Source organism: Marivivens aquimaris (assembly GCF_015220045.1).
GTDB lineage: Bacteria > Pseudomonadota > Alphaproteobacteria > Rhodobacterales > Rhodobacteraceae > Marivivens > Marivivens aquimaris.
In genome coordinates this window covers 3,005,068-3,020,804 of record NZ_JADBGB010000001.1, presented here as the reverse complement: position 1 = coordinate 3,020,804, position 15,737 = coordinate 3,005,068, and the positions used below count along the sequence as shown (strand labels likewise).

Below are 15,737 nucleotides of genomic sequence, written 5' to 3'. Positions count from 1 at the left end.
ATTATGGCCGCTAAAATCCCCGCAACTGTTGTGACCGGTTTCCTTGGCGCAGGTAAAACCACGCTGATCCGTCACATGCTGCAGAACGCCAACGGCAAGCGCATCGCGCTGATCATCAACGAATTCGGTGACCTCGGCGTAGACGGCGACATCCTCAAGGGCTGCGGCGAAGAGACCTGCACCGAAGAGGACGTGATGGAGCTGTCGAACGGCTGCATCTGCTGCACCGTGGCCGACGACTTTATTCCGACGATGGAAAAGCTGCTCGAGCGCGAGAACAAGCCGGACCACATTGTCATCGAAACCTCGGGCCTCGCCCTGCCGCAGCCGCTGGTCCGCGCGTTCAACTGGCCGGGTATCTCGACCAAAGTGACCGTCGATGGCGTTGTGACCGTTGTTGACGGCAAGGCCGTGACCGAAGGTCGTTTCGCGCACAGCGTCGAAGCCGTCGATGCCCAGCGCAAACTGGACGAGAACCTCGACCACGAAACCCCGCTTTCGGAGTTGTTCGAAGACCAGATCGCTTGCGCCGACATGATCGTCGTCAACAAGACCGACCTGCTGACCGCCGACGAAGCTGAAGCGCTGACCGCCAAACTGAAAGGCGAAAGCCGTGACGGTGTTCAGGTGGTCAAAGCCACCATGGGCGCGCTTCCTGTCGACGTTCTGCTGGGCCAAGGCATCGGCGCTGAAAACGACCTCGAAGCCCGTCACGAAGTGCACCACCACCATCACCACGATGATGACGACCACGACGATCATGACCACGAACACGAGCACGGCCACGACGAATTTGAGTCGTTCGTCGTGACCCTCGGCGAAGTTGCCGACGCCAAGGCGTTCTCGGCCAAGGTCGTCGACGTGATCAAGGCACACGACATCCTGCGCCTGAAGGGCTTTGTCGCTGTCGAAGGCAAGCCGATGCGCCAAACGCTACAAGCTGTCGGACCGCGTATCGAAACCTACTTCGACCAGCCGTTCAGCGGCGAGCGCAGCACGCGCCTCGTCGTTATCGGTGAAGCTGGGCTCGATCAGGCGGCGATCACCGAAGCTCTGTCGGCATGATCTTCGTCGAGAAGAACAGTCCGCATCATCCGCAGGCGACGGCTTTGCTCAAGTCGTCGCACGCGCTGATGCAGTCGCTGTTCCCGCCAGAGGACAACTTCTACCTCGATATCGATGATCTCTGTGTGGACAGCATCCGCTTCTTCACCGCGCGCGAAGGCGACACCATTCTTGGCACCGGCGCGCTGTCCATCAAGGATGGCTATGGCGAAGTGAAGTCGATGTTCACGAACGAGGCCGCGCGCGGCAAAGGGATCGCAAGCGCGATCCTGCGCCAGATCGAGGACGAAGCCCGCGCCGAAGGTCTGCCGTGGCTGAAACTCGAAACTGGTAACCTGCTGCATGCAGCCCACCGCGTTTACGAGCGCCACGGCTTCACCCGCTGCGGCCCGTTCGGAGATTATCCCGATGCGAAGTCTTCCATTTTCATGGAAAAACCTCTGACGGATTAATCGTCTTTCTGCTCACCCTTGTCGGCGGCTTTCTTCATCCGCTCGAGCAGAGCGCTCTTGTCGTTCCGACCGGCGAATGGGTTCTTGTCCGTGCCTTTGGAGTTGTGTTCCTTGTGGCGCGGAAAACCTTTGCGACCGGTCGAAGGTCCGAACTTACTATAATCAACCATGATGTGGCTCCTTTGCCGCGCTGATGCCCGAATTAAAGGCCCGATACAATGCACCTGCTCGCTGCGACACCCGGAAACGTGGACGATAAAGAGCCAGTCGACCTCGGACAGACGCCCGCCGACATTGTGGTGATTACCGCCGCCGATACGGAACTTGCTGCCCTGTCCGAAGCGCGTGCCGAAATGCAGGACGCGCCGGACCTGCGTCTCGCCAGCCTGATGAACCTGATGCATCCGATGTCGGTGGACCTGCACCTCGACAATTGCGCAACGAAATCGCGGCTGGTCATCGCGCGGGTTCTGGGCGGCGCGGGCTACTGGAAATACGGCCTCGAACAATATGCCGCCCGCCTCTACGAGGCCGGCATTCCGTTCGCTGCCCTCCCCGGTGACGACAAGCCCGATCAGGAACTGCGCAGCCTTTCGACGGTGAGTGGCGCAGACTACGACGCTCTCTGGAGCTACCTCGTCGAAGGCGGCCCACAGAACGCCACCAACTTCCTCGCCTACGCCAAATCCATGCTGGACGGCGGTGAAAAGCCTGCCGCCGCTTCTCCCCTCCTGCGTGCAGGCATCTACTGGCCGGGCCTTGGCCAAGCAAACCTTACCGATCTGAAAGAAGCATGGATCGAAGGCGCGCCCGTCGTTCCGGTTGTCTTCTACCGTGCCCTCGTCCAAGGCGCCGGCCTCGCGCCGATCAACCGCCTGACCCGCAGCTTGCTGCGTGCCGGACTGAACCCACTACCGGTGTTCGTCGCCTCTCTCAAAGACCCTGTGTCGGTCGCCACGCTGGAAACGCTGTTCACCGACGCAAAGCCGGATGTGATCCTGAACTGCACGTCCTTCGCCGTCGGCAATCCACACGGCGACAAGGCCAGCGCTAACCCGCTCGCCGCGCCCTTCGCCAACAATGCGCCCGTTTTCCAAGTCGTCCTCTCGGGCGGCACTGAAGAAGCATGGAGCGAGGGCCTTAACGGCCTCGCCGCCCGCGACATCGCAATGAACGTCGCCCTGCCCGAGGTCGATGGCCGCATCCTCTCGCGCGCCGTCAGCTTCAAGGGCGAAGCGTACTTTGACGAAGCCACCCAGTGCCCCATCGCAACCTATCAACCGCGCGGCGACCGGATCGATTTCGTCACGCGCCTCGCCGCGAACTGGGCGAACCTACGCCGGACCGCGCCGCAGGATCGCAAAGTCGCCCTCGTCCTCGCGAACTACCCCAACAAGGACGGCCGCCTCGCCAATGGCGTCGGCCTCGACACGCCCGCAGGCACGGCCCACGTCCTCTCACTGCTGAACAAAGCAGGCTACCAAACCGAAACGCCCGATAGCCGCACGCTAATGGACCACATCACCGCTGGCCCGACCAACTGGCTCACCGACCGCGCCAGCAAGGAAGGCGGCGAGCATCTGCCGCTTTCTGTCTACCTCGAACACTTCAACGCCCTGCCTTGGGACGTCAAACAGCGGATCACCGACCGCTGGGGTGCACCGGAGGACGACCCCTTCATTCTGACCCAAATACCTTCGCCGAAGGCCACCGGCGAAGCCGGTTTTGCGCTCTCGATCAAAACCTACGGTAACGTCGTCGTTGGCGTGCAACCTGCTCGTGGCTACAACATCGACCCGACCGAGACCTATCATTCGCCCGACCTCGTTCCGCCGCACAACTACCTCGCCTTCTACTTCTGGCTCCGCCACCACTTCGGCGCGCAGGCGATCGTTCACATGGGCAAACACGGCAACCTCGAATGGCTTCCGGGCAAGTCCGTTGCGCTGTCCGAAACCTGCATCCCCGAAGCCGTCTTTGGCCCGACGCCCCACGTTTACCCCTTCATCGTCAATGACCCCGGCGAAGGCACGCAGGCCAAGCGCCGCGCGCAGGCTGTCATCATCGACCACCTCACCCCGCCGCTGACACGCGCCGAAAGCTACGGCCCGCTCCGCGACCTTGAAGCGCTGGTTGACGAATACTACGAAGCCGCCGGCGTCGATCCCCGCCGCATCAACACGCTCCGCCGTGAAATCCTGTCGCTGTCCGAAGTCACCGGTCTCGCCTCCGACGTCGGTATGACGGGCGATCAAGAGCAGGACCTCGCCAAGCTCGACGCCTACCTTTGCGAGCTGAAAGAAGCACAGATCCGCGACGGCCTCCACATCTTTGGCCAGTCCCCGACTGGCCAACAGGCGCTTGACCTCGCCATCGCACTCGCCCGCGTCCCACGCGGCGACGGAAAAGGGCCTAACGCATCGCTATTGCGCGCTCTGGCCGATGACCTCGCGTTGGATTTCGATCCGCTCTCTGCCGACCTTGGAACACCTTGGACCGGCCCGACGCCCGACATTCTCAACACCGAAGGCACTTGGCGCACCGCAGGTGATACCGTCGAACGCCTCGAAGACCTCTCCCAAAAACTGCTGCGGGACGGCGGGTGGGGTGATGCGGAGGCAACGACGCGAGCGACACCGCCAGGACCAAAATCGGCCGAAGTCATTGCCGAAATCCTCGGCAACATCCGCCCGATCATCCAAGCCTGCGGCCCTGACGAAGGCCAAGCGCTTCTGGACGCATTGGGAGGCAACGCCGTTGCACCCGGTCCATCCGGCGCACCGACTCGCGGACGCCTCGACGTGCTCCCCACGGGAAAGAATTTCTACTCCGTCGATAGTCGCGCCGTGCCGACCCCGACCGCGTGGCAGCTGGGCTGGAAATCCGCGAACCTGCTGATCGAAAAGCACCTACAAGATCACGGCGATTGGCCGCGCACGATGCTGGTCACTGCTTGGGGTACTGCCAACATGCGCACGGGCGGCGACGACATTGCGCAAGCGTTGGCGCTCATGGGCGTCAAGCCGACGTGGGACAGCGCGAACCGCCGCGTCACCGGTTTCGAGATCATGCCGCAAGGCGTCCTCGGCCGTCCGCGGGTCGACGTAACGCTGCGCGTTTCGGGCTTCTTCCGCGATGCCTTCCCTCAGCTGATTGCGCTCGTAGACAGTGCAGCTCGTGCTGTACAGGCGCTGGATGAAACCGCAGATCTGAACCCCGCAGCCGACCGCGCTCGCAAAGGCGAAAGCCAGTCCCGTGTCTATGGCTCCAAACCGGGCGCTTATGGCGCAGGCCTTCAGGCTCTGATTGACGAACGGATCTGGAACGACAAGGCCGACCTCGGAAATGCTTACATCGAATGGGGCGGATATTCCTACGGCGCAAAGGATGAGGGTACTGCCGACCACCAAGGATTCCGCGAGCGTCTATCGCAGACCGAAGCTGTCGTGCAGAACCAAGACAACCGCGAACACGATATCTTCGACTCCGACGATTACTACCAATTCGAAGGCGGCGCTGCGGCGGCCATCAGCACGCTTCAGGGCGCGGATCGACCGATCTACCACAACGACCACTCACGCCCCGAGCGGCCCGTCATTCGCACTCTGGATGATGAAATCGGCCGCGTTGTCCGCAGCCGCGTGGTCAATCCCAAATGGATCGATGGCGTCAAACGGCACGGCTACAAGGGAGCTTTCGAGATCGCAGCGACTGTCGATTATCTCTTCGCATTTGCAGCAACGACCGGAGCTGTGAAGAACCACCATTTCGATCTGGTGGAGTCCGCATTCATCGAAGACGACGACACGCGTGAGTTCATTCAGGACGCCAATCCGGCGGCACTGCGAGAGATCGCGGAAAGGCTCAATGAGGCAATGGATAGAGGGCTTTGGCAACCGCGCTCGAACTCTGCCCGAGCGCGGATAGCCGGTTTGCTCGACTGAACTCAGACGGTCGCGATTGCGGCGACGGCGAAGTACAGAACGAACATAGACAAAGCGAAATACTGCATCGTAAATCCTGCTGCGTATGCACAATCCGCCCTTTGCCCCGATACGCTCGTAACGGGAAGTGACAAACGGCGCGAATGTGCGACGCATTCCAAATATGTTGACTAAGGGCCACAGCCGAGGAGGTTCGCTGCGGCGGTTGCTATATCAACACCCTCTCGCCCGCGAAGGTTCCCGACGACTTTCGCCGAAACAGCGAACCCGACACATTTGCAGCAAATCGGCATGATCGTGTGCGAAAGCGCGCGCAACAGATGTGCCTGTTTTGCTGTCTTGAACCTCGCCTGCGAAACCCTCACAGTTGCGCCAAACAGGAGATTTGCATGACGGAAGATACCGAACGCCACGCCCTCAAGATGGCCAAGAAGAAAGCCGCCCGCGACAAGATCATGTCGACCAAGACGGACCAAAAGGGCCTTATCATCGTCCACACTGGCAAGGGCAAAGGCAAATCGACCGCTGCTTTCGGCATGATCTTCCGACACATCGCCCACGGCATGAAAAGCGCTGTTGTGCAGTTCATCAAAGGTGGCATGAGCACTGGCGAGCGCGACCTGATCCTCGAGCGTTTTAGCGACATGTGCGAGTTCCACACGATGGGCGAAGGCTTCACGTGGGAAACGCAGGACAAAACCCGCGACACCGAGATGGCGCAGGCGGCGTGGGAAAAAGCCAAGGACCTCATCCGCGATCCGGCGAATTCGATGGTGCTGCTCGACGAGATCAACATCGCGATCCGCTATGACTATGTGAAGATCGACGAAGTGGTCGAATTCCTTTCGACCGAGAAGCCGCACATGACCCACGTCGTCCTGACGGGCCGCAATGCGCATGAAGACCTGATCGAGATCGCTGACCTCGTAACGGAAATGGAGCTGCTCAAGCATCCGTTCCGTTCGGGCATCAAGGCCCAGATCGGCGTCGAATACTGATCGGCTTGGAGGGGGCGCTGCCCCCTCGACCTACGGCCTCACCCCCGAGGTATTTCTGTCAGAATGAAACTCAACCGCCGCGCACTTGGGTGAGCGTCTGTCCTGTGCTGAGTGCTTCGGGATCAATGCGGCATTCAATGACCGCCAGTGTTCCAGACGCGCGTGCGCGTTCGAAAGCGGGGGCGAAGTCTGACTGGGTTTCAACGGTTTCACCGTGGCCGCCGTATGCTTTGGCGAGGGCAGCGTAGTCCGGATTGGCGAGGGCTGTGCCGGAGACGCGTTCTTTGTAAGTGCGTTCCTGATGCATTCGGATCGTGCCGTATTGCCCGTTGTTCATCACGATAACGATGGGCTTTGCGCCATGCTGGATAGCGGTCGACATCTCGTTCAGCGTCATCTGAATGCAGCCATCACCTGCAAGGCAGACGACGGTTTTGTCCGGATGTTCGAGTGAAGCCGAAACGGCTGCAGGAAAACCATAGCCCATCGACCCGGAGGTCGGCGCAAACTGCGTGCCGTATTGTTTGTAGCTGAAATAGCGATGCAGGAAGGCGGCGTAATTGCCGGCGCCGTTCGTGACGATGGCATCGTGCGGTAGGTTGTCCGACAACCATTTGATGATGGCCTCCTGTTTGACCGCGCCGGGCGTCTCGATCGGGGTGACCCATTTTTGGTAAGCCTGGTTGGCGTCTGAGGCTTTCTTTTCGAAAGTCTTCACGGGTGGCAGGTCGGCAAGCGCTTTGACGAAATCACCGGCCTTCGCGCAGACGGCGTGGTCGGGCTGCCAGAGGCGGCCGAGTTCGGCGATGTCTGCATGAACGTGGAAGATACGCTGCTGCTGGCGCGTGGGGTCGGCGAGCGTAAAGCCTTTCGTTTCGATATCTCCGAGGCGCGAACCTAGCACCAGCAGGCGGTCGGCGTTTGCAAGTCGCTGCGCCAAAGCAGGATTCATCGCGACGTTCAGATCGCCGGCATAGCAAGGGTGATTGTTGCGGAGGTAATCCTGACGACGGAAACCCGCGGCGACAGGGACTTGGTGCGCATCGGCGAAGCGGGCGAGCGCTTCCTCGGCGCCTTTTGACCAATGCGGGCCGCCGACGACGACAAGAGGGTTGGTCGCCTCGGCCAGCCAGTCTACGGCAACCTGCGCATCGATGGCAGACGACGCGATCTGTGCAGGCGGGCGCATGTCGGCCACATCGCAAACGGCGCTCAGCATGTCTTCAGGCAGTGCCAGCACAACCGGACCCGGACGGCCTGTTTGTGCGATATGGAATGCGCGGGCGATGTATTCGGGTAGTCGGTCCGTCTGATCAATCTCGGCGACCCATTTCGCCAGTGGACCAAACATGGCGCGATAGTCGACTTCCTGAAACACGTCACGATCGCGATGGTCACGCGCGATTTGTCCGACGAAAAGAACCATCGGCGTCGAATCCTGACGCGCGACATGGACGCCCGCACTCGCGTTGGTCGCGCCCGGTCCGCGGGTCACAAAGGCAACGCCGGGCTTTCCGGTCAGTTTTCCGTAAGCCTCTGCCATCATTGCGGCGCCACCTTCGTGACGGCAGACGATATTTTCGATGCCGCTATCGTAGAGGCCGTCAAGAGCCGCCAGAAAGCTTTCACCCGGGACGGAAAACACACGCTTTACACCCAAAATGGACAACTGGTCCGCAAGAACCTTGCCGCCGTGACGCATCATTCTACCTCCCGTATTGAACATCCATCGCACTCTGATCGGATGGAGCTGGATCAGCAAGTAGGGATCATGAATGGCGAAAATTCTAGGGATCTGCGGGTCGCTCAGAAGGGGTTCGTACAACCTCATGCTCTTGCAGGAAGCCATTCGCGAGTTCGCGCCGGATCTCTACGGAATGGGCGATATCCGCTTTCCGCTTTATGACGGCGATCTCGAAGATGAAGAGGGCATCCCTGAGGGCGTTCAAACGCTCGCTGACTGGATCAGCAAGGCGGATGCGGTAATCATCGCCACCCCCGAGTACAATAAGTCATTGCCTGGCGGACTGAAGAACGCGCTCGACTGGATCAGCCGACTGCCCGAGAACCCGTGGACCGACAAGCCTGTGTCGATCATTTCGGCAGCGGCAGGGCGCGGTGGCGGAGACCGCTCGCAGTTCGCACTACGGCTTGCGCTTGCACCGTTTGGGCCGCTGGTCATGAACGGACGCGAAGTGTTGGTGTCGAACCCTGCAGACTGCTTCGACGAAGACGGGTATCTGACGGATGAACGCGCGCGGCGGGCGCTCACCACCCACGTCGCGGCATTCAGAGACCTCGTCGCAGCCTGCAATCCGGTACGCTAGAAACTCGCGTCTGGCTTGAAGCCGTCGGGGATCGCGTCGACACTGTCGAGCAGCAGATCAGCCATGACCAGCCCGACCTTCGGCGCCATGCCAAACCCGATCTTGAACCCGCCATTGGCTATATAGGCTCCTGCCTGGAACGGATGCTCGCCGAGCATGGGCGCGCGGCTCTTGGCACGCGGACGGACACCTGCCCAGCGCTCCACGACTTCGGCAGCAGCCAGAACAGGGAAAGCCTCGATGGCGCGGGCGATCACGTCTTCGAGCTGCGCGTCGGTGGATGACGGATCATCGAACTCGCGCTCGGTGGTGGAGCCGATGGCGACAGTCCCGTCGATATGCGGGACGATATGAAGGCTATCGGCAAAGAGCTGCGGCTTCTGGATCGCGTCGAATTTTAGCAGCGCGGACTGGCCCTTAATGCCTGCACCGACCGACTTGCCGTTTTGTTCGGATAGCTCGACGAGACCCTTCCAACCGGTCGCATAGACGACCTTGCCTTCAGGAGCGCCCGCGTCGGTAATCTCTCCGCCCTTGGCGATGATCGCAGCGGCGAGTGCGTGGGTCGCCTTGCGCGGATGGACCCGTGCGGTGAGGTTGTCGTGGATGAGCTTGCCGCTGGCGCTCTGCGGTGCCCAATCGCCATAGCCATCGGCATCGACGATCTGCCAATCGAACTTGCCCTCCCACAAGTCGGCAGCAGTCACGGCGCGCTGCTGAGCCAGTTCAACCGCCTTCTCATCAGCCATTGGCTGCAAACGACCCGAGCGCAGGTAACCGGGATCTTGCCCGGACACTTCGGCGATCTGGGCCCAGAACGCCTCCGCCATCGCGAGGCTGTCGAACTGGAAAGCTTTCTTGTCGTTCCAGTTTTCGGGCACATGCGGCGCAAGCGCTCCGACGATACCGCCCGACGATCCGGCGGCCACACCGAAGGGGTCGATCACACGGACTTTGGCCCCGCGCGAAATGCAGGCATAGGCGACCGACAAGCCGAACGCCCCTGCCCCATAGACCGTCACATCGACCATTGCCATTTCACAACCCCGCGTTCACATTCGCCGCATCCTTAAGGCATGCCCTCATGAACGACCAGCCACAAGCCCAGCTGGACTGGCGAGACGGGACCATCCCCGTGTCGCGGCAGTTCGACGACCCCTACTTCTCGCTCGATAACGGCTTGGAGGAGACGCGATACGTTTTCCTTCAGGGCAACGATCTGCCTGCGCGGTTCGGCGACGATTTCCATATCGGAGAGCTCGGCTTCGGCACTGGGCTGAATTTCCTGACGACGTGGAAAGCGTGGGAAGAGGCGGGCGCGAACGGCACCCTGACATTTACAACGTTCGAAGCCTTCCCGATGGCGAAGGACGACATGGCAAACGCGCTGGCCGCTTGGCCGGAGTTGTCGAAGTGGTCCGCGCAGCTACTGGCGCAGATCGACCAAGGTGACGAACTGGATCTCGGCCCCGTTCGCCTGTGTATCGTCAAAGGTGATGTCCGTCAGACTTTGCCGTCACACTCCTTGCAGGCTGATGCGTGGTTTCTTGATGGATTCAGTCCTGCGAAAAACCCTGAGATGTGGGAAAGTGATGTGATGGCCGGTGTCGGCGCTCACACCAAACAAGGAGGCACTGCCGCGACCTACACCGCCGCAGGGCACGTTCGCCGCAATCTGGAGCTCGCAGGCTTCACCGTCGAACGCATTCCGGGATTTGGCCGCAAGCGCCACATGACGAAAGCTGTCAAAGCATGACCGAACAGAATACGCGCCTTGGCATCATCCTGATGATCTGCGCGACCTTTATCTTTGCGATGCAGGACGGTCTGTCGCGACACCTCGCCGACACTTACGACGTGCGCATGGTCGTCATGGTCCGTTATTGGTTTTTCGCTGCCTTCGTCATCTTCATGGCCAAGCATCGAGGCGGATCGGTCCGCAAGGTGGCCAGCAGCAAGGTCCTCGGCCTTCAGATTTTCCGAGGCGTCCTGCTCGTCGCGGAAATCTGCATGACGATTGTAGCTTTCGTGCGCTTGGGACTGGTCGAAGCCCACGCGATTTTTGCCTGCTATCCGCTGCTCATCGTCGCCTTCTCTGGCCCCATCTTGGGGGAACAAGTCGGCTGGAAACGCTGGTCGGCCATCGCCGTTGGCTTCCTTGGTGTTCTAGTCATCCTGCAACCCGGATACGGAGTATTCACGCCCGACATGCTTTGGGCGCTGATCGCCGCGCTGATGTTTGCTGTCTACGGCATCCTGACCCGATACGTCGCGCGCTATGACCGCCCGTCGACGTCCTTCTTTTGGACAGGCATTGCCGGCGCCATCGCGATGACGGCGGTCGGCATCTGGTACTGGGAGCCGATGAGTACTTTCGACTGGTTCCTGATGGCAACGCTCTGCGTGTCTGCGGCCAGCGGCCACTACATTCTGATCAAGGTCTACGATGTGGCAGAGGCCAGCGCGGTGCAGCCCTTCGCCTACCTGCAACTGCCCTTCGCATCTTCTATCGGCGTGCTCGTGTTCCACGATACCCTGCGCATCAACGTGGTCGTCGGCGCGATCATTGTCGTGAGCGCAGGGCTTTTCACGTTCTTCCGCGAGCGGAAAAAGAAGCTCGCGGCGGCCTAGTTCGGCGCCTTGTCCCACGGGCGGGCACGCGGCACCGGCATCGGCGTGCTTCCAATCAGGAGCGAAGTGAAATTCACCGGACCGACCTCGCCGCTCAGGCGGGCTTGGTAGACCGGAATGCTTTCGGTCACGCGCATTACGTAGTTGCGGGTTTCGCGGAAGGGGATCATCTCGATCCAGTCAATCGGATCAACCTCGCCCTTGCGCGGATCGCCGCGCTGCGCAGCCCAGTCACGCGAACGACCCGGACCGGCGTTGTAGCCTGCAGCGATCATAACGGGCGTGTTGCCGAACATCTCTTCCAGCATCTCAAGATACCGACTGCCAAGCGTCGCGTTGTACTGCCAGTCCGACGTCAGGCGCGGCTTGCTGTAGTCAATCCCGAGATCGTTCGCGACATCCTGCGCGGTGCCAGGCATCAACTGCATCAGGCCCAGCGCGCCGACCGAACTGCCTACGACCGGATTGAATTCGGATTCGCGGCGGGCGATCGACAGGGCAAGCTCCGGCTCGACCGGCAAGTCCATGTTCGCCAAGTCATGCAGCGGGAAATAGAGGTCGGGAATGATGATCCCGCGCGCGGCGGCGCTTTTCCCGAGCAGCACGAGGAAGAAAGGGTCGTCTCGGGTCATCAGCTCTTGCCCGACGGTGCCCAGTTGCTCGCGGTCCAGTGTGCGCCCCAACTCGGCAAAAAACGACACGGCTTTGCCCCGCTCGCCTGCGTCGAGCAACATGAACGCAGCTTTGACGACGTCGTTGTCTGCAAGCTCGGACCCTTCGTATGCGGGGAAGGTTTCATTACCCGCGATGGAGGGATCGAGCGGGATGTTCGCCTTTTCCGAAGCGAGCAGCCCGTAGAACGCCGTTTGGTGCTCCGCCCCTTCGCGGTAGGACATAGCAGCCATTTCCGGATCGCCCGCCGCTTCATACGCGCGGCCCAACCAATAGCCTGCGCGACCGTCGGAGATCGGGCTATCCACAGCGGCTTCCAGCTTGCGGAAATGTTCAAGCGCGAGACGCGGGTCATCAAGGAAGCGCAGCGCGACATAACCAGCCAGCCATTCAAGATCGGCGTAGGGCTCGCCCTCATCGGGCGACAGGAAGTGTTTGCTTGCGAGGCGATAGGCACTGTCGTAGCGCCCTTCCCGCATTTCCCACCGCGCGTGCGACCGGCGCCAGCCAGACCAGCGGAAGGGCTGCGCCAACGTTGCAGCGCTGTCGGTGCGATTATTCAGAATTTCGATGGCAAGCGTACGCTCACCCTGATCCGACAGATAGTTGAACTGGTCATAGGCTAGACCCGGATCATCGGCGAGTGAGGCCGGCACAGCGTCAACAAGTTCGTCGATGTTACCGGATTTGGAAATCAATGCGATGCGGGCTTCGGCCAAAGCGCGGTGATCGTCATCCAGCAAAGGCAGCATCCGGCGCGCGTCGGTCGTTTTCCAGCGCCAGAGCATATTCTCGGTCCGCTTCCAGTGCCACGGCTCCAGCAGGCTCCCGAACGCTTCGACAAACTGCGCGTGTTCATCGTCGGTCAGGCCGTAGGTTTCCCATGTGTCACTCAGCACTTTCGCGGCTTGCTGGCTTTCACCTGCGGCAACGAGAGCGCGGACAAGAAACAACGCTCCGGTTCCGGTTTGCGGATCTTCTCCGTCAAAAAAGGATACAACGACGTCATTCTCCGCACCGTCCGCCATCGCCTCTTCAGCGCGAGCGCGAAGCTGGGTCATCGTCGGCCAATCTTCGTGGCTGTCGATGAACTGGACGTATTCGAGGAATTCGCCCTCACCGCGGCGGAGCCGCTCCCACGTCACGACATCACGCGCCACAAGGTCGACGCCTACAAGTCCGTAGGCGCCTTCCCAGTCGTCGTCCGATGCGGCTTCGAAGGCTGCGGTAAGCACTGCATCCTGAGCCATTGCGTTGAAAGGAAGGACCGCAGCAAAACACGCGGCCAGTATTGATGTACGTTTTGCCATATCTTTTCTCTGCTACTCGCCTAAAAGCCTAGCGGAGAGGCGCTAAACCTCAACTCACAAACTTGGCAAGCGGCGGAAAGCCGTCTAGGTTCCGCCCGTTTTCACTGTGGGCGACTCACGCCCACCACACGACAAGGAAAGACGTTATGTTCAGAGGATCGATGCCCGCGCTGGTAACGCCGTTCAAGGACGGCACTGTGGATCTGGACACGCTCAAAAAACTTGTCGAGTGGCACATCGACCAAGGCTCGCATGGCCTCGTTCCCGTTGGCACCACTGGCGAAAGCCCAACGCTGAGCCATGAAGAGCATGACCTCGTTGTTAAAACCGTTGTCGAACAGGTGGGCGGCCGCATTCCGGTCATCGCCGGCGCCGGCTCGAACAACACCATCGAGTCCGTTCGTCTGGTGCAGGCCGCCAAAGATGCTGGCGCTGACGCTGCTCTGGTTGTGACGCCCTATTATAACAAGCCGACCCAACGCGGCCTGATGGTTCACTTCGAAGAGTGCGCCAAGATCGGCCTGCCGATCGTCATCTACAACATTCCGGGTCGTTCGGTCATCGACATGACGCCGGCGACCATGGGCGCGCTAGCCAAACTGCCCGAGATCGTTGCGGTCAAGGATGCGACCGGTGATCTTTGCCGCGTGCCGCGCACCCGCATCACCTGCGGCCACGATTTCATCCAGCTGTCGGGCGAAGACGCGACCGCTCTGGGCTTTAATGCTCACGGCGGCAAGGGCTGCATCTCGGTCACGGCAAACGTCGCGCCGAAGCTTTGCTCGGAATTCCAGGAAGCCACGCTGCGCGGTGATTTTGCGACCGCGCTGGACTATCAGGACCGCCTGATGCCGCTGCACGATGCGATCTTCACCGAGCCGGGCGTTGCTGGTGCCAAGTACGCGATGTCGCTGCTCGACCTTTGCTCTGCCGAAGTCCGCTCGCCGCTGACCGAACTGGAAGACAGCACGAAAGAGCTGATCAAGAAAGCCATGGTGCACGCAGGTCTTCTGTGACCGCGCCGGCATCCGGTCGGGAAAACCTGATCGGCAGCCTGTTCATGATTGCTTCGATGGCGGGGTTCGCCATCGAAGACGCCCTCCTCAAACTCGGCGCAGAAACGCTTCCGCTCGGGCAGGTCGTCACGATGACCGGTCTTAGCGGGATGATAGTATTTGCCGTGCTCATTAAACTCTCGGGCCAGAAGCTCTATTCGCCGGAATACTTCGGCCCGACGATGCGTATCCGCGCCCTATTCGAGATTATGGGCCGGATCACCTACACTGCATCCTTCACGCTCATTCCCATCATCACCGCGACCGCGATCCTTCAGGCAACGCCGCTTGTCGTCGTGGCAGGTGCCGCGCTGTTTCTCAAAGAGCCTGTCGGCTGGCGGCGGTGGACCGCGATCATGATCGGCCTTGTCGGCGTGATGCTGATTTTGCGCCCGTGGTCCGCGACCTTCGATATCCTCGCGATGCTGGCTGTTGCAGGCATGATCGGCTTTGCTGGCCGTGACCTTGCCACCCGCGCTGCCGCGCCCAGTCTGTCGAACTTCCAGCTCGGCCTGAACGGCTATGCCATGCTGTCGATTGCCGGTGCGCTGATCTGGTCGCTCAATCCTGACCTTGTCCCCATGTCGGGCGGAGAACTGGGCGTCCTCTTCTGCGCCATCGTCGGCGGCATCATGGGCTATTACGCGCTGACCATCGCGATGCGTCGCGGCGACGTGGCTACCGTGACCCCTTGGCGCTATTCGCGCCTGATCTTCGGTGCAGTCCTTGGAGCGCTGATGTTCAACGAAAGCATCCCGACGCTCACGTTGATCGGCAGTCTGATCGTAGTCGGCAGCGGCGTGTTCACCCTGCTCCGCGTGCGTCGCCGCTGATCAGCTTTCGAGGCTCTTGTCCTTCGCATCGACCTGCTTGCGGCGGACAAGGCGCATCGTTTCGACCATCATGCCCGCGGCAAAGCCGAAGTTGACCATCCCGTTCGTCGCAGCAAGCCCACCGAGGAGTTGCCATTCCTTGGGGAGCAGCACATCGCCGAAGCCGAGCGTGGTGAAGCAGGTGAGCGCGAAGTACACCGACCGCTCCAGCGTTTCGAACAAATCCATCTGCCACATGGTAAACGCCCACAGCCAGACACTCACCGAAATCTGCAACAGGATCAGAAGCGCCGCCGCAGAGAGCACCGTGAGCAGCTTGATTTGGAACGGCGGGCGGTTGAGCCATCCGGTCAGGCGCGCACCCATCGACTCGGCCAGCAGATAGGTGACGCCCGCCACGACGATCGAAAGAACCATCAGGATGCTACCGATCAGGATTTGAGTGATCAT

The 15,737-nt window shown here is 60.8% G+C and carries 14 protein-coding genes; 9 read left to right on the top strand and 5 right to left on the bottom strand.

What is annotated here, in order from left to right; translation table 11 throughout:
• Positions 1 to 3 precede the first annotated feature (3 nt).
• Together cobW and IF204_RS14920 are read left to right on the top strand one after the other, a co-directional pair.
• Positions 4 to 1,065, top strand: a complete 1,062-nt coding sequence (cobW, locus tag IF204_RS14925) for a cobalamin biosynthesis protein CobW (protein ID WP_194097868.1) — start codon at positions 4 to 6, stop codon at positions 1,063 to 1,065.
• The gene (locus IF204_RS14920; RefSeq protein ID WP_194097867.1) at positions 1,062 to 1,517 is read left to right on the top strand and encodes a GNAT family N-acetyltransferase; all 456 of its coding nucleotides are present in this window, start codon (positions 1,062 to 1,064) and stop codon (positions 1,515 to 1,517) included. Before cobW ends, IF204_RS14920 begins: the two co-directional genes overlap by 4 nt.
• On the opposite strand, the gene IF204_RS14915 is transcribed toward IF204_RS14920, so the two are convergent.
• Positions 1,514 to 1,687 (bottom strand): hypothetical protein, encoded by a 174-nt coding sequence (locus tag IF204_RS14915; protein WP_194097866.1) that lies wholly within the window; start codon positions 1,685 to 1,687, stop codon positions 1,514 to 1,516. The two genes, IF204_RS14920 and IF204_RS14915, sit on opposite strands and share 4 nt — an antisense overlap.
• A gap of 48 nt (positions 1,688 to 1,735) precedes the next feature.
• Here IF204_RS14915 and cobN point away from each other — a divergent pair, with 48 nt between their 5' ends.
• Both cobN and cobO read left to right on the top strand, forming a co-directional pair.
• Complete coding sequence (cobN, locus tag IF204_RS14910; RefSeq protein ID WP_194097865.1) at positions 1,736 to 5,461, top strand: cobaltochelatase subunit CobN; 3,726 nt, start codon at positions 1,736 to 1,738, stop codon at positions 5,459 to 5,461.
• Positions 5,462 to 5,850: 389 nt separating this feature from the next.
• Positions 5,851 to 6,459, top strand: a complete 609-nt coding sequence (cobO, locus tag IF204_RS14905) for a cob(I)yrinic acid a,c-diamide adenosyltransferase (protein WP_194097864.1) — start codon at positions 5,851 to 5,853, stop codon at positions 6,457 to 6,459.
• Between the two features lie 70 nt (positions 6,460 to 6,529).
• On the opposite strand, the gene IF204_RS14900 is transcribed toward cobO, so the two are convergent.
• Complete coding sequence (locus tag IF204_RS14900; protein WP_194098248.1) at positions 6,530 to 8,161, bottom strand: thiamine pyrophosphate-binding protein; 1,632 nt, start codon at positions 8,159 to 8,161, stop codon at positions 6,530 to 6,532.
• Between the two features lie 73 nt (positions 8,162 to 8,234).
• On the opposite strand from IF204_RS14900, the gene IF204_RS14895 reads away from it, so the two are divergent.
• Positions 8,235 to 8,786, top strand: a complete 552-nt coding sequence (locus IF204_RS14895) for an NADPH-dependent FMN reductase (protein ID WP_194097863.1) — start codon at positions 8,235 to 8,237, stop codon at positions 8,784 to 8,786.
• Here IF204_RS14895 and IF204_RS14890 read toward each other — a convergent pair.
• Positions 8,783 to 9,823 carry an NAD(P)/FAD-dependent oxidoreductase gene (locus IF204_RS14890; RefSeq protein WP_194097862.1) on the bottom strand — a complete coding sequence of 347 codons (1,041 nt, stop codon included), beginning with the start codon at positions 9,821 to 9,823 and terminating at the stop codon, positions 8,783 to 8,785. The genes IF204_RS14895 and IF204_RS14890 overlap by 4 nt on opposite strands.
• A 47-nt stretch (positions 9,824 to 9,870) precedes the next feature.
• Between IF204_RS14890 and mnmD the strand changes: the two genes are divergently transcribed.
• Positions 9,871 to 10,542, top strand: a complete 672-nt coding sequence (gene mnmD, locus IF204_RS14885; protein WP_194097861.1) for a tRNA (5-methylaminomethyl-2-thiouridine)(34)-methyltransferase MnmD — start codon at positions 9,871 to 9,873, stop codon at positions 10,540 to 10,542.
• Positions 10,539 to 11,417 carry a DMT family transporter gene (locus IF204_RS14880; RefSeq protein WP_194097860.1) on the top strand — a complete coding sequence of 293 codons (879 nt, stop codon included), beginning with the start codon at positions 10,539 to 10,541 and terminating at the stop codon, positions 11,415 to 11,417. The genes mnmD and IF204_RS14880 overlap by 4 nt, the downstream gene beginning before the upstream one ends.
• Here IF204_RS14880 and IF204_RS14875 read toward each other — a convergent pair.
• A complete protein-coding gene (locus tag IF204_RS14875) occupies positions 11,414 to 13,399 on the bottom strand; it encodes a lytic transglycosylase domain-containing protein (protein ID WP_194097859.1) in 1,986 nt (661 codons plus the stop codon). The two genes, IF204_RS14880 and IF204_RS14875, sit on opposite strands and share 4 nt — an antisense overlap.
• A 146-nt stretch (positions 13,400 to 13,545) precedes the next feature.
• Between IF204_RS14875 and dapA the strand changes: the two genes are divergently transcribed.
• Positions 13,546 to 14,415 carry a 4-hydroxy-tetrahydrodipicolinate synthase gene (gene dapA, locus IF204_RS14870; RefSeq protein WP_194097858.1) on the top strand — a complete coding sequence of 290 codons (870 nt, stop codon included), beginning with the start codon at positions 13,546 to 13,548 and terminating at the stop codon, positions 14,413 to 14,415.
• Complete coding sequence (locus tag IF204_RS14865; RefSeq protein WP_322743294.1) at positions 14,412 to 15,287, top strand: DMT family transporter; 876 nt, start codon at positions 14,412 to 14,414, stop codon at positions 15,285 to 15,287. Before dapA ends, IF204_RS14865 begins: the two co-directional genes overlap by 4 nt.
• Here the strand turns inward: IF204_RS14865 and IF204_RS14860 are convergent, their stop codons facing one another.
• Positions 15,288 to 15,737, bottom strand: a complete 450-nt coding sequence (locus IF204_RS14860; protein WP_228069227.1) for an ion channel — start codon at positions 15,735 to 15,737, stop codon at positions 15,288 to 15,290.